The organism is Microbulbifer pacificus, from assembly GCF_002959965.1.
Classification (GTDB): Bacteria; Pseudomonadota; Gammaproteobacteria; order Pseudomonadales; family Cellvibrionaceae; genus Microbulbifer; species Microbulbifer pacificus_A.
The window spans coordinates 662863-676427 of sequence record NZ_PREV01000027.1 but is presented as its reverse complement, the minus strand read 5'-3'; the positions used below and the strand labels follow the sequence as shown (position 1 = coordinate 676427).

Below are 13565 nucleotides of genomic sequence, written 5' to 3'. Positions count from 1 at the left end.
ATCAGAACGCCTGCCCCAGGCTCACATATACCTGGTAACTGCTGTCATCCAGGTCCTCACGCCGATCCAGGGGGAACGCGATATCCAGGCGCAGGGGAGCGAACGATGTCATATAGCGCACACCGATACCCGCCCCCCAATAGAGGTCATCGAAACTCGGCTGCGGATCGGCATAGGCGTTACCGCCGTCCAGGAACAGCACCCCGCCCCACGTCTCGGTAAAGCGGAAACGGCCCTCAAACGACACTTCGCTGAGACCGCGCCCACCGATGGGATCGGACAGAGTGGGCGGCGCGCCGGCCACCTTGGACGGAATCAACCGCCGCGGCCCCAGTGCCTGGTAGGCGTAGCCGCGCACAGAACCGCCGCCACCGGCATAGAAGCGTTCGTCCGCGGGAATATCCAGATTGTCGATCCCGCTGATCACCCCCGCCTTGATGCGCACTGCCAGAGTAGGGTCGTAACGGACTTCTTCCGCGGTGAGATAACCCGTGGCCACCAGAGTATTTTTCACAAAGCGGGTGCCGGTACCCTTGAGGTCGAAATAGGGTTTGATCTCCAGCGCCACGGTGGCGCCGCGATGGGCGTCCAGCAGGTTGTCGGTGGTATCTATTTTCATGCCGACAGGGAACGCCAGCAGGTTGTAATTTTCGCTTTCCTCGCCCTCTTCCTGCACATCGCTGAACTTCAGCTCGCCACCGATACTGAACGTGCGATGTTTGGTGTGACGGCGGGAAAGGGTTCCGCCAAAGGTGATGGCCTCGGACTGATAGGATTCACGGTCTTCGTTGGACGCTTCCGCTTTGGCGGTAAAGTCCTGGTCATCACGAAAAAAACGCGGCACCAGCAGTTCGCCCTTGAGAGACTGCGTAATTTCACTGACCCGGGTTTCCACCTCGATTTTTTCGCCGCGCCCCAGGATATTGCGGTGCTCCCAGCCGGCGGAGACACCCGCCCCTTCGTCTGAGTCGTAACCGACACCGAAGCGCACGGTACGGTGTTTGCGTTCGATCACCAGAAAGGTGATATCGACGACACCTTCCTGCGGCTCAGACACCTCCGCGTTCACACCGGCAATCAGGTTTGTGCGCAACAGGCGTAATTTCGCGGCATCCAGCTTAGTGCGGCTGAAACAGTCTCCGGGCTTCATTTGCAGGCGCTTGCGCAGAAACTCGTCTTTTACGGTTTCCACGCCCTCAACATACACCTGCCCGACATGTACCTCCGGGCTCTTGGCAACGCGGTATTCAAGGCGCGCGGCGTGCTCACTGTGAATCACCGTCGCCTTGTAGGTTACGTTGACGTTGAGCAGGCAGGCGTTTTCCGCAAGATAGGTCTCAATCTTCTTCACGCCTTCGGTAACTTTTTCCGCCTCCAGCGGGTCACCTTCCTGCAGCCCCACGCCGGGGAAGCCCGCCTTCAAGTGCTGCGGCATGCGCACACTGATGGATTTGATACGGAACTGTTGCCCGGGCGCCACGCGATAGAGGATCTCACCGTCGGTTACGGACTGGCGCACACGGCCATCGTAATAGCCGCGGGAGCGCAGCAGCTTCTCCAAGGTACCGCGCTCGTAGCGCGCCACATCCAGTGGATCGTCGTAGGACTTGAGGACACTGCTGGATTTGCGCTGTTCGTTGACTTTTTCGCGCAACCAGTCTTGCAACTCGCGGTTTTCCGGTACGCGAATCTTGAATTTTGGGAGACTGTCAAAAAAAGGCAGCGCGGTACCGTGCTGCGGCACAAGCAGTAACAGTGCCGCCAGCAGGGCCGCCATGAAAATGGATGGAAATACCGCTCTGGGAGCGAAGGGAAAATCGCGCAACGTTACAACCCGCTCTACAACCCACTTGCCAGTCTTCATCACTGCGACGCGTTTGGAGAGATAAAGTTGCGAACGCTGCCGCAACTTTACCGGTCTTTACACCGGTGCAGCGCCCCGCTCACACAGGGTCGCCCTCGCCATTCCGTCGACACATTCAGCGCCCGGGTACCCCCGGGGTGCCGGCGCGCTCCATCAGTGGGTTGCAATTCTTGATGATAACCCGCCCCTCCAGAAGGTTGCCTTTGGAATACTCGCTGAAGATGCACTCGTTGGTGCGGGGGTCGAAGTTCTCCACCCACAGGTTGTCGTCTTTCCAGGTAGCGCCCAGGTGCCGCTGCCCCTCCGGCACACTGATGCGCATGACGCCGCCAAAGCGCTTTACGAACACCTGCTCGAAATGGAAGTAGTACGCGAGCCATGCGGCAAGAAAGATAATGGCTGCAACGATTGCGCCCTTGCCAAGGCTGCCCAGGCGGCCACCGGCAAACAGGCTCAGTACGATCAGGGCGATAACAGCGGCCCAGTACAGGTAGGTAATCATGCTTATCTTCCGTGACGTTATTGGTTTACGGGATTGTTTTACTTTACTGGATAGGTTCAGGGCACCTTTTTTGCTTCCAACAGGGTAGCGCAGAATAGCTGGCGCGGCATAGCACCGAAATCGTTCGGTGGGATGAAAGGAATGAAATAAGCAGCCGGTGCGGTACACCGGCTGTGTTTCAAGCGTTCGCCTCTTTCGTCGGAACTGGTAGGGTCACCCCTCTGCCAGTTCTGGCAGGCTCTCGAACAGCTTCAGCGCCTCCGGATTTGCAAGCGCCTCCTGGTTTTTGACAGGCTTCCCGTGCACCACGTTGCGCACCGCCAACTCGACGATCTTGCCGCTGATCGTGCGGGGAATGTCCGCCACCTGGATCACCTTTGCCGGCACGTGGCGCGGCGTGGTATTGGCGCGGATGGTGGCGCGAATTTTCTGAATCAGCTCGTCGTCCAGTATCAGCCCCTCACGCAGCACAACAAACAGCACCACACGCACGTCATCGCGCCAGTCCTGACCAATACAGATACTGTCCAGCACTTCTTCCACCTTCTCCACCTGACGGTAGATTTCCGCAGTACCGATGCGCACGCCACCCGGGTTCAACACGGCATCGGAACGGCCGTAAATGATCACGCCACCGTGTTCAGTGATTTCCGCATAGTCACCGTGGGCCCAAACACCGGCCCAGCTGTCAAAATAGGCCCCGTGATACTTACTGCCGTCGGGATCGTTCCAGAAGCCTATGGGCATGCAGGGGAAGGACGTGGCGCACACCAACTCCCCCTTCTCTTCCCGGACCGGTTTGCCATCATCGCTCCACACCTCCACCGCCATCCCGAGGCCGCGACACTGTAGCTCTCCGGGGTATACCGGCAGCGTCGGATTACCGAGGGCGAAACAGGAGATGATGTCAGTGCCACCGGAAATGGAGCTCAGACATACATCGGACTTGATGTCGCGGTATACGTAGCGGAACCCCTCGTGGGCGAGCGGTGAGCCGGTAGAAAGGACAGCGCGCAGGCGCTCGAGACGATGACTCTCCCGCGGCTTGCACCCGGCCTTCTCCAGAGCGGCAATATATTTGGCACTGGTGCCGAATACGCTGATATTTTCCTCGTCCGCCATATCCCACAGGCACTGGGCCGCGGGATAAAACGGCGAGCCGTCGTAGAGCACCAGAGTGGCGCCACAGGCGAGACCGCTCACCAGCCAGTTCCACATCATCCAGCCGCAGGTGGTGAAGTAGAAGAGGGTATCATCGCGGGAGATATCGGTGTGCAGACGGTGTTCCTTGATGTGCTGCAACAGCGTGCCACCAACCCCATGCACAATGCATTTGGGTACTCCGGTAGTACCAGAGGAATACATGATATAGAGCGGATGATTGAACTCGGTCTGCTCGAAGGTGAGCGGGCGCGCCGGCGCTTTCGCTACAAACTCATCCAGGGTAACGGCACGAGCGAGGCCGGCGATGTCGGTGGCCGTCTGCTCCGGCGAGCGGGCCACAGGGACCACCACCAACTGCCGGATGGAGTTGATCTGTTCGACGATCTGCTCCAGGCGCGGCAGCGAGTCAATCACCTTGCCGTTGTAGAAATAGCCCTCGCAGGCGAACAGGACTTTCGGCTCCACCTGACCGAAGCGGTCCAGCACACCGTTGATGCCAAAGTCCGGGGAGCAGGAAGTCCAGATAGCGCCGAGACTGGTGGTCGCGAGCATGGCCACCACGGTATCGATGATGTTGGGCATAAAGCCCGCCACCCGGTCGCCCTTGCCCACACCCGCACTTGCCAGTGCCGCAGCCAGCTGTTCCACCTTTCCAAACAGCTCGCGATAGCTGAGTTCGCGGCGGCGGCCGTTTTCCAGCCGCTCGATCAATGCCGCTTTGTCATCGCGAAAGCGCAGCAGGTTTTCAGCGAAATTCAGCCGAGCTTCAGGGAACCACTCGGCGCCAGGCATAACGTCTTTACCGAGAATCCGGTCTCCCCGGGCACTGGCGATGACCTCACCAAAAGCCCACAGATGGCTCCAGAACTGCTCGCGGTTGTCCACCGACCACTGGTACAGAGCGTGATAATCCGGCAGCGCCTGCTGGTGCAGTTCGTTGATCTGGCGGCGAAACTGATCCATCTGGGTGGCGGCGACGGCCGCATCGGTGGGTTGCCACAGTGGCTGTACGGGATTGCTCATCTCGGCTGCATCTCTCTATTTTGCGTTATTGCCTGCGCTGATCACCCGCCCCCGAATCCGAGTTTGCGGGCCTGATAATGGTTGACCATTATTCGCGCTCTCGCCATGTGAACAATCATGCCTTGGTCTGACACTTAAGACTAATTTAAACTTATTAATAATTATTAAATTTTACTTAACAATATTTGAGCGCGAGGATTTGTGAGTACGACCATAAAACAGCTGCGTGCATTCGTCGCGGTGGCGAAAACACGCAGTCTCGCCGAGGCCAGCGCCCAGCTGCATGTCTCCCAGCCGGCCATTTCCATCGCCATCCGCAGCCTGGAGGAATCCCTTGGCGGCGCCCTGTTCAGTCGCGACGCCCGCCAGCTGGTGCTCACGCCCGAGGGCGTGGCGTTTGTCGAGCGCGCCCAGCAATTGCTGTACAACTGGGACAACACCCTGGATGCGGTGCAACAGCGCTTCCGCCTGCAACAGGGGCAGCTTTCCATCGCCGCCATCCCCGCGTTTGCGCTGAATCAGCTGCCAGAGCTGCTACAGGAGTTTCACCGGCGGCACCCGAGTATCAATATTGTTCTGGAAGACATCGTGATGGAGCGGGTGGTGAACGCGGTACAGGAGGGGCGCGCGGAGCTGGGCATCAGCTTCCGTCCGGACGATCTCGGCAACCTGAGTTTCACCCCCATCGGCGACGACCGTTTCGTCGCCGTGCTGCCACCGGGCCACTTACTGCAGCGCAGGAAAGTACTGCGCTGGCAAGATCTTGTGGGCGAACCATTCATCGCCATGAACCGGGGATCAGCGGTGCGCCGCTGGACAGACACAGCATTTGCACAGAGCCAGCAACAAGGTGCACAGCCGCGGCTACTGTGCGAAGCCAACCAGCTCAGCACCATCGGCAGACTCGTACAGACCGGACTGGGCGTGAGCGCGGTACCCAGCCTGTGCGAACGACAGATGCAGTCCTACGGCCTGACCTGCAAGCCTTTGAGTGAACCCGTGATAGCCCATCCGGTAGGTATCCTCGCACGCGAGGCCGGCGCACTGTCCACGCCTGCGCAGGCCTTTTTATACCTGGCGCTCGACACCGGTCTCTGAACGCGCGCGCAAAAGACTGCGAATATTCTCCAGCAGATCCCAGGCGGTAATCGCGATGACTATACCCACCGCCACCTGCCAGCTCCCCTGGCTCGGCTGCCAGACCTCACCGCTACGCCACTCCAGGGAAAATGGCGTGTTCAGGCTGAGCAGAAACGCCAGCATCACCAGCCAGTAAATATTCAACGCCGCATCGGACAGCAGCCGCGAGCGCGTCCAGAACGGAGAAAAAAGTTTATACAGCGACATCAAGACACTGGCACCAAGCGCAATATTGAGCCACGGCAACAGCGCGGATAATTCCGCGGACAAAACAAGCGACGAATGCTCCCCAGTGCCGGGCACCAGCCAGACATCGTTCAACCACGCCATCGTCAGCAGTGTCACCACAAATTCCACGGACGAATCAAACCGCTTTATACGCCGACCGTGATCGATCACATTTGGCATGGTGCGGGGGTTCCAGTTGGCAAACACCTTTCGATAGCTGAACCCTTCCCCAGCGAGATAAAACACCAGTGTCACCCACGCAAATGCGTGAATACCTCCCTCATACAGGCCCGCGAGCCAGCCCACTGCAGCGGACAGCAGCTTCGGATGCTCATCCGTATACAGAGCCCCCACCGCGCCGATGGCACTGACGGTCGCGATCACCAGCAGTGTCCATTTCAATACCTGCAGGTACAGGGGAAACAGCGGCTCGCTCACCAGGGTGCGGCGGGGCTGGTACCCGGCAGCAACTGCCATCGGATGCCCCTTTCGCTGTAACAGCCGGAGAATGTCCGATTCCATGGGCGCGCGACCGAGAGACGCTTCGAGCTCATCTCGCTGATCCTGTAGATCGGAATAGAGTTCATTTCCCGCGTCTTCCCGCAGACGCGCCGGCAAGTAGGTACGAACATTGTCCACATAGCGCTGCAGCCAATCGGTGTGAATTGCCATTCCCTTCGACTCCTTATTCATATCCAACATCAATTGCTTTCCGCCAGCTGGTCGATAACCCCGTTGAGACCCGACCATTCGCTGCGCATGGCGGCGAGCGCAATCTCGCCACCGCGGTCAATTCGATAAAACCGTCGCTTGCGCCCTTCCTCCTGCTGCCAGTGGCTGTTCAGCAGACCCTGCTCTTCCAGTCGGCGCAACAGTGGGTACAGCGTGCCCTCGTCGATATCCAGCCCTCGCATCGCCAGTTTTTTCCGCAGGGAATAACCGTAGTGCGGCTCGCGCAGCGCCAACAGCACCGCCAGGGTAAGCGCCCCCCGGCGCACCTCCATCACCAGCCTGTCGAGTTTTTCCGGCGCATCCGTCATTCTTCCCACCCATACTGTGCGTTACACAGTATTTACTGTGCACCACACAGTAACAGGATGCAAGGGGGACACGCGACATAAATGGCCAGGCATGCCGGAACGACATCGGACGCAAGTAATGAGAAAGCCTGGAATCTAGGCGGGAAGCCGGGTGCAGCAAATCTGCCACCCAGAAAAAACGAAACCGGCCACAAGGCCAGTTTCGTTGGGGGCTATTTAGAAGCTCAGTGTACGCAAGAGCTCAGTGTGCGGTCGCCCGCAACATCCAGGCCGTTTTCTCGTGCACACGCATGCGGTCAGATACCAGTGCAATGGTGGATTCGTCATCCCCGGCCTGTGCAGCCTTGAGTACGTCGCGACAGGTTTTCACTACCTGTTCGTGCCCCTGCGTCAGAATACGCACCATTTCTTCGGCAACGGGTACGTCCTCCACCTCCTTGATGGAACTGAGTTCAGCAAATGCCTTGTAGGTCCCCGGGGCAACGACATCCAGGGTGCGAATGCGCTCGGCGATATCATCTACCGCAACGGACAGCTCGGTGTACTGCTCCTCGAACATCAGGTGCAGTTCACGAAACAGCCGACCGGTGACATTCCAATGAAAATTGTGCGTCTGCAGATACAGGGTGTAGGTATCCGCCAGCAGGCCTTTCAATCCCTGGGCAATTTTTTCGCGGTCTTTGGCACCAATTCCGATATCTATATTGCTCATCAGCAACCTCTTGCTTGGCTCGGGTTCATTCCTTTAACCGATTGCGCCGGACCTATCATCTTCGGTCCGGCGCCGCCGGGTTGTTCAATCAACGGATGACAGCTGTGCGCCGCGATCCATTGATGACATCAGGTCAGACAAAATACTAAGGTCAAAACTCGGCATTCAAACCCCGAAGGCCATTGGCTGTGAATATCCGGTCAATAGCCCAGACCAATCACCAGCCGCAGTCCCGGCCCTTATTCTGCTCCTGCAGGTACACCATCAGCGGCTGGAAGTAATCCACGATGGCGGAGGCGTCGAGCTCGCGCTGGCCGGTCAGTGCTTCCATCGCATCCGGCCACGGCTTGCTGGCGCCCATGGCGAGCATATCGCGCAGTTTCTTGCCAGCCGCTTCATTTTTGAAAATCGAGCAGCGGTGCAGCGGGCCGGTCTCCCCGGCCGCTTCACACAACGCGCGATGGAACTGGAACTGCTGGAGGCGCGCAAGGAAATAACGGGCGTACGGGGTGTTGCCGGGGATATGGTATTTGGCACCCGGGTCGAAGTTCGCTTCACTGCGCGCCACCGGCGCCTGGATACCCTGGTACTCTTCCCGCAGTTTCCACCACGCCTTGTTGTAGTCACCGGGCTTCACTTCACCGTTGAACACCTGCCAACGCCACTTGTCCACCAACAGACCGAAGGGCAGGAAGGCAATCTTGTCCAGCGCCTGCTGCATCAGGTAGCCGATATCCTTGTCCTCGCCGGGAATCTCGTCCATCAACCCGATTTCCTTCAGATATTTCGGTGTGATGGACAGCGCGATGGTGTCACCCACGGCCTCATGGAAACCGTCGTTGGCGCCCTCCTTGTACAAAAACGGTTGCTGATTGTAGATACGCTGGTAGAAGTTGTGCCCCAACTCGTGGTGCACGGTAATCAGATCCTCTCCGGTCTTGTTGATGCACATCTTGATACGGATGTCGTCTTTACCGTCGAGATTCCACGCGCTCGCATGACACACCACATCGCGGTCCTGCGGTTGCACAAACTGGGAGCGCTCCCAGAAGGTTTCCGGTAGCGGCTTGAAGCCGAGGGAGGTGAAGAACTTCTCCCCCACCTTCACCATATCCTGCTCACTCATACCGGAATCGACGACCAGCTGGGTGAGGTCGTAGGGCGCTTCCATATCGTCATCTTTAACGATGTCGTAGATGTTGCCCCACTCCTGAGCCCACATATTGCCCAGGAGATGCGCGGGGATCTTGCCGCTGGCGGGCGCTACGTCGTCGCCATAATGCTCATTCAGCTTCGCACGCACATGACAGTGCAGTGCTTCATACAATGGCTTGACCTTGTTCCATTGGGCATCCATATCGGCAGCGAAGTCATCTGCGGGCATATCGTACTTGGATCGCCACATAACACTGAGGTTGTCGTACCCCAACTCCTTGGCACCGGCATTACCGATTTCCACCTGGCGTTCGTACAGCGGTTTCATCGGTGGCGCCACCTTGCGCCAGCCAACCCACAAATCCTTCAACAGTTTTGGATCACGGCTATTGGCCATCATCTGGCCCATTTCGGTCAGGGTGTAACACTTGCCTTTTTCGCTGCCGGCACTCTCTTCCGGACAGTATTTACCAGCGCCATACATGCCCTGCATTTTTGAGCCGATCTGGGCCAGCTCCGCGGTCAGTTTGGGGTCATTCGGCGCGGGGAATACCAGGCCCTGCTTCAGCATGGTGAGCATGCGACGGGTTTCCGGGTCCAGATTTACCGCGTCAAACTTGGCCGCTTCCTGGGCCAGCTCCACCGCCAGCGAGGTGTAACGTTCAACCGCCAGCGCCTCGGTGTACTGGGAGTCCACGTTGATATAGGTGGAAGCAAGCCAGCTGGCATGACTCACCTCTTCCGCCATTTTCTCCAGTCGCTCCTGCGCGCTCTGTAAAAATGCTTTGGCGTCTTCCGCGTCGAGTGCATCCGCATTACTTCCGGCCTGGGCCACGGTTCCAGCGGCAATGCTGTCTGCACCATAAGAAACTTTTGCAGCGGAAGTGGATGCGGGTCCCGGCTGGGCTCCGGCTTCCTCGCTACCCCTGTCACATCCTGCTGCGGCCAACGCGGCCACGGCAACTACCAACGCGAGCTTTTTCATCGGCATCCTCTGGTCAATTTTTCGAATTATCTGCTGAGCGAGCCCCGGGAACGGGGAGAAAAAAATTGAATTGCTGTCGCCGTTTATAGCACAGGCGCCAACTCCGGCGAGACGATACCGCGCTGCACCAATGCACATCGGCACAAAATTCCCCTTATGCCCGGGGATTTGGAGAATTGTATTGCAAAGGTAAACCGAACAGCATCCACGGCGACGAAACGGCGAACAGAAACTGAACGCATCAGAGCCAGCCAGCGAGAGGACGTACACGGATAAATAGAAAGCGCGAAGGCGAAGGGAGGAGTTGGAGGCAGCCCAACCAGCACACCCCCGGCACATGATGTCACTGCTACCGTTGCTCCCTTCCGGGCCTGGCGGGGTTCACAGCTGATCATTGCGAGGAGACCGGAAGGGCCGCCATCACGCTACGAGCACCCAGACTGCGGCTGCCATGCTCGAAGAGGGCGCGATTATAGAGACTCCAGGCGCCAGGTGCCAGCCCCAATTCCGGTTTCACGATTTCCCCGTGCAAAAACCCCGCGGCCACGGTCAACTAAAGCCCTCAAATGGCTATACTGTGCCCCGCCCAGAACCGGGCATAGATGTCACTGTTATCCGGAATCAATATGCACCTGTTTGTCGACAGCCTTACCAACGTGGACTTCAGCTACCTCCACCGCACCCGCGGTATCGTGGGCGAAACCTGGCTCGCCAACGCCGCCCTCGACGGCGCACTGGACCACCAGGGCATGGTGTGTGATTTCGGCATCGTCAAAAAAACCCTGCGCAGCTGGCTCGACAGTGAACTGGACCACCGTTTGCTGGTGCCAACAAAAGCCCCCAATCTGGAGCTTATCGAAGTGGGGCAAAACGTAGAGCTGCACTGGACGCTGGAAAGTGGCGAAACCATCAGTGTGAGCGGGCCGGCACAGGCGTTTGCCCTGGTCAGCGCCGAGAGTATCACTCCGGAATCCACCGCGGCCTGGAGCGTGCAGCAGCTGGATGGCACCTTCCCTACCAGCGTTGACCAACTCAGCCTTGACTTCATCAGTGAATCCATCGACACACCCTATTACCACTACAGTCACGGTCTGAAAAAACACGACGGTAATTGCCAGCGGATCGCCCATGGACACCGCTCCCGTATCCGTATTGACCTGGACGGCACGCGCAGCAGCACTCTTGAGGCGCAGTGGGCGGAGCGCTGGAAAGATATTTATCTCGGCACCCGCGAGGACCTGGCAAGTCAGGATGGCGATACCCTTTACTTTGCCTACCGCGCGCGTCAGGGAGATTTTACCCTGCGCATTCCCGCCCGCTGTTGCGCGCTGCTGGAGTGCGACACCACGGTAGAACAACTGGCCCAGTATATTGCCGACGAACTCGCCACCGCCCACCCCGGACGGGAGGTGCGAGTGCGCGCGTACGAGGGCATCGGCAAAGGTGCCGTTGCCAGCGCCCGACGCTGATCCTCATGAATCTCATCCTTCTGGAGCCTGGGGATTTCCAATCCGCTGATTCTGCATCGCCGCGAGCCGCACGGCTCGCGCAGGTTCGGGGCCGGCGCCTGCAGCATATTCTCGAAGTCCATCGCGCAGACGTCGGCGATGTTCTGAAGGTTGGAATGCTCGACGGCGAGATCGGTGAAGGCGTGGTACTGCAGCGCGATGAAAGCGGAATCACCCTTGATGTATCACTGCATCGCGCGCCTCCTCCCCCGCTCCCCCTGACCCTGATTCTGGCGCTGCCGCGCCCGAAAATGCTGAAGCGCACCATCCAGCACGCCACCGCCCTCGGGGTCAAAAAGCTCTATCTGATCAACAGCTATCGGGTCGAAAAATCTTACTGGCAGAGTCCATGGCTCGCAGTGGAACAACTGCGCGAACAGTGCCTGCTGGGGTTGGAGCAGGCCGTCGATACCGCCATGCCACAACTGGAACTGCGCAAACGCTTCAAACCCTTTGTGGAAGATGAGCTGCCGGCAATCGCCGCGGACTCTCTCAAACTGGTCGCCCACCCGGGTACCGACACGCCATGCCCGGTGGATATTGATCAGCAGACCACGCTCGCGGTGGGCCCGGAAGGTGGATTCATACCCTATGAAGTGGAAAAACTGCAGGAAGCGGGATTCCAGTCGGTCCACCTGGGCCCGAGGATATTGAGGGTGGAAACCGCGCTGCCGGTATTGTTGAGCCGACTGTTTCCCGGTCGCTGACGTGTCCCGAACAACAGAAAGAAAAAAGCCGCGCAGGAAAGCGCGGCTGCAAAGGCAGTGATGACACTGCCGGGTCTCACAGAGCGGGGCGTGGGGACGCCCCAGAAGAGAACCTTGTGTAGTTACCCGTAAGGGTTACCTGTGCGATATCTTTCGCGATCAGGCAGCTTGGTCAGAGGCCACCGCAGATTTCTGCAGTGCCAGTTTCGGGTCTACGAATTCATAACCCAGCACATCGGCTACGGCTTTGTAAGTCACCATACCGGCGTGCACGTTCAGGCCTTCCAGCAGGTTCGCATCGTCCAGCAGCGCCTGCTTGGCACCTTTATTGGCCAGCGCTACCGCAAACGGCAGGGTGGCGTTGTTCAGCGCCATGGTGGAGGTGCGCGCAACACCGCCGGGCATATTGGCCACACAGTAGTGCACCACTCCGTCTACCACGTAAGTAGGCTCCTGGTGCGTAGTGGCTTTAGAGGTTTCGAAGCAACCGCCCTGGTCGATAGCCACGTCTACCACTACCGCGCCTTTCTTCATGCGGCTGATGTGATCGCGGGTCAGCAGTTTTGGCGCCGCCGCACCGGGGATCAGTACCGCACCGATCACCAGATCCGCTTCCAGTGCATGCTGTTCGATCGCGTCATTGGTGGAGTATTCAGTGCGCACCGCACCACCGAAAATATCATCCAGCTGACGCAGGCGCGGCAGCGAGCGATCCAGAATGGTGACATCCGCACCCATACCCAGCGCCATTTTGGCCGCGTTGGTACCCACCACACCGCCGCCGATGATCAGTACTTTTGCCGGTGCAACACCGGGCACACCGCCCAGCAGTACACCGAGACCACCCTGGGCTTTTTCCAGATGGTGGGCGCCGCACTGTACCGACATACGGCCGGCCACTTCAGACATAGGCGCCAGCAGCGGCAGTCCACCAAAACGGTCGGTTACGGTTTCATAAGCGATACAGGTCGCCCCAGATTTCACCAGCAGCTCGGTCTGCTTGGGATCGGGGGCCAGGTGCAGGTAGGTATACAGCAGCTGGCCCGGGCGCAGCATTTCGCACTCGTGGGGCTGGGGCTCTTTCACCTTCACAATCATATCGGCGGAAGCAAAGATTTCTTCCGGGGTGTCGATAATCTTCGCACCTGCCTGCTCGTACATTTCGTCGGTAAAGCCAATGGCAGAACCGCCGTCTTTCTGCACGATCACCTCATGACCATGGCCTACCAGTTCACGGACGCTGGCCGGGGTCAGACCAATACGGTATTCGTGGTTTTTGATCTCTTTCGGGACACCGATCAACATAACGTTTCTCCTCGATACTCTGTTTAGCTCAACTCTGCTGAATCAACGTGAGCGCAATCTCGTGCGCCCCTTCTTTGTTCGATTTACGCAGTATAAGCGCCAGAAAGAAGTGGATTTCAGTACACTTTTGAATGAAACCAGTTGATTCCACTGGTAAAATGCCGCAAAGTGCGTTTTTTCGCCAAGGAGAACCCGCTTTGCGAATCGGGACATGTCAACCAGTGAATTGGAG

General features: G+C 58.4%; 11 protein-coding genes and 1 other RNA gene. 3 read left to right on the top strand and 9 right to left on the bottom strand.

Going from position 1 to position 13565, the window contains the following annotated elements:
- Nucleotide 1: 1 nt before the first annotated feature.
- The 3 genes from C3938_RS13595 to C3938_RS13585 all read right to left on the bottom strand — a co-directional run bounded on the left by C3938_RS13595 (nt 2) and on the right by C3938_RS13585 (nt 4553).
- The gene (locus C3938_RS13595) at nt 2-1864 is read right to left on the bottom strand and encodes an autotransporter assembly complex protein TamA (protein ID WP_105103809.1); all 1863 of its coding nucleotides are present in this window, start codon (nt 1862-1864) and stop codon (nt 2-4) included.
- A 115-nt stretch (nt 1865-1979) separates the two neighbouring features.
- Entirely contained in the window at nt 1980-2366 is a 387-nt protein-coding gene (locus C3938_RS13590) for a hypothetical protein (protein ID WP_105103808.1), read from the bottom strand.
- 213 nt (nt 2367-2579) lie between these two features.
- Nucleotides 2580-4553, bottom strand: a complete 1974-nt coding sequence (locus C3938_RS13585) for an acetoacetate--CoA ligase (protein WP_105103807.1) — start codon at nt 4551-4553, stop codon at nt 2580-2582.
- Nucleotides 4554-4754: 201 nt separating this feature from the next.
- Between C3938_RS13585 and C3938_RS13580 the strand changes: the two genes are divergently transcribed.
- Nucleotides 4755-5651 carry a LysR family transcriptional regulator gene (locus C3938_RS13580; protein ID WP_105103806.1) on the top strand — a complete coding sequence of 299 codons (897 nt, stop codon included), beginning with the start codon at nt 4755-4757 and terminating at the stop codon, nt 5649-5651.
- On the opposite strand, the gene C3938_RS13575 is transcribed toward C3938_RS13580, so the two are convergent.
- The 5 genes from C3938_RS13575 to ffs form a co-directional block, all read right to left on the bottom strand.
- Complete coding sequence (locus C3938_RS13575; protein ID WP_158681697.1) at nt 5622-6593, bottom strand: hypothetical protein; 972 nt, start codon at nt 6591-6593, stop codon at nt 5622-5624. The two genes, C3938_RS13580 and C3938_RS13575, sit on opposite strands and share 30 nt — an antisense overlap.
- Before the next feature lie 29 nt (nt 6594-6622).
- Complete coding sequence (locus C3938_RS13570) at nt 6623-6961, bottom strand: PadR family transcriptional regulator (protein WP_105103804.1); 339 nt, start codon at nt 6959-6961, stop codon at nt 6623-6625.
- A gap of 241 nt (nt 6962-7202) precedes the next feature.
- The gene (locus tag C3938_RS13565; RefSeq protein WP_105103803.1) at nt 7203-7673 is read right to left on the bottom strand and encodes a Dps family protein; all 471 of its coding nucleotides are present in this window, start codon (nt 7671-7673) and stop codon (nt 7203-7205) included.
- A gap of 217 nt (nt 7674-7890) precedes the next feature.
- Nucleotides 7891-9813, bottom strand: a complete 1923-nt coding sequence (locus tag C3938_RS13560; protein ID WP_105103802.1) for a M2 family metallopeptidase — start codon at nt 9811-9813, stop codon at nt 7891-7893.
- A gap of 314 nt (nt 9814-10127) precedes the next feature.
- Nucleotides 10128-10224: signal recognition particle sRNA small type (gene ffs, locus C3938_RS13555), an RNA gene on the bottom strand.
- Nucleotides 10225-10439: 215 nt separating this feature from the next.
- Here ffs and C3938_RS13550 point away from each other — a divergent pair.
- On the top strand, nt 10440-11282 hold the full coding sequence (locus C3938_RS13550) for a 6-carboxytetrahydropterin synthase (RefSeq protein ID WP_105103801.1): 843 nt from the start codon (nt 10440-10442) through the stop codon (nt 11280-11282).
- A gap of 5 nt (nt 11283-11287) precedes the next feature.
- Nucleotides 11288-12028 carry a 16S rRNA (uracil(1498)-N(3))-methyltransferase gene (locus C3938_RS13545; RefSeq protein WP_105103800.1) on the top strand — a complete coding sequence of 247 codons (741 nt, stop codon included), beginning with the start codon at nt 11288-11290 and terminating at the stop codon, nt 12026-12028.
- A 159-nt stretch (nt 12029-12187) separates the two neighbouring features.
- Here the strand turns inward: C3938_RS13545 and ald are convergent, their stop codons facing one another.
- Nucleotides 12188-13333 (bottom strand): alanine dehydrogenase, encoded by a 1146-nt coding sequence (ald, locus tag C3938_RS13540; protein ID WP_105103799.1) that lies wholly within the window; start codon nt 13331-13333, stop codon nt 12188-12190.
- Nucleotides 13334-13565 lie beyond the last annotated feature (232 nt).

Bases quoted from the DNA above. Each gene is read 5' to 3' on its own strand.
- C3938_RS13595 (WP_105103809.1), bottom strand. From the start codon at position 1,864: ATGAAGACTGGCAAGTGGGTTGTAGAGCGGGTTGTAACGTTGCGCGAT.
- C3938_RS13590 (WP_105103808.1), bottom strand. From the start codon at position 2,366: ATGATTACCTACCTGTACTGGGCCGCTGTTATCGCCCTGATCGTACTG.
- C3938_RS13585 (WP_105103807.1), bottom strand. From the start codon at position 4,553: ATGAGCAATCCCGTACAGCCACTGTGGCAACCCACCGATGCGGCCGTC.
- C3938_RS13575 (WP_158681697.1), bottom strand. From the start codon at position 6,593: ATGGCAATTCACACCGATTGGCTGCAGCGCTATGTGGACAATGTTCGT.
- C3938_RS13570 (WP_105103804.1), bottom strand. From the start codon at position 6,961: ATGACGGATGCGCCGGAAAAACTCGACAGGCTGGTGATGGAGGTGCGC.
- C3938_RS13565 (WP_105103803.1), bottom strand. From the start codon at position 7,673: ATGAGCAATATAGATATCGGAATTGGTGCCAAAGACCGCGAAAAAATT.
- C3938_RS13560 (WP_105103802.1), bottom strand. From the start codon at position 9,813: ATGAAAAAGCTCGCGTTGGTAGTTGCCGTGGCCGCGTTGGCCGCAGCA.
- C3938_RS13550 (WP_105103801.1), top strand. From the start codon at position 10,440: ATGCACCTGTTTGTCGACAGCCTTACCAACGTGGACTTCAGCTACCTC.
- C3938_RS13545 (WP_105103800.1), top strand. From the start codon at position 11,288: ATGAATCTCATCCTTCTGGAGCCTGGGGATTTCCAATCCGCTGATTCT.
- ald (WP_105103799.1), bottom strand. From the start codon at position 13,333: ATGTTGATCGGTGTCCCGAAAGAGATCAAAAACCACGAATACCGTATT.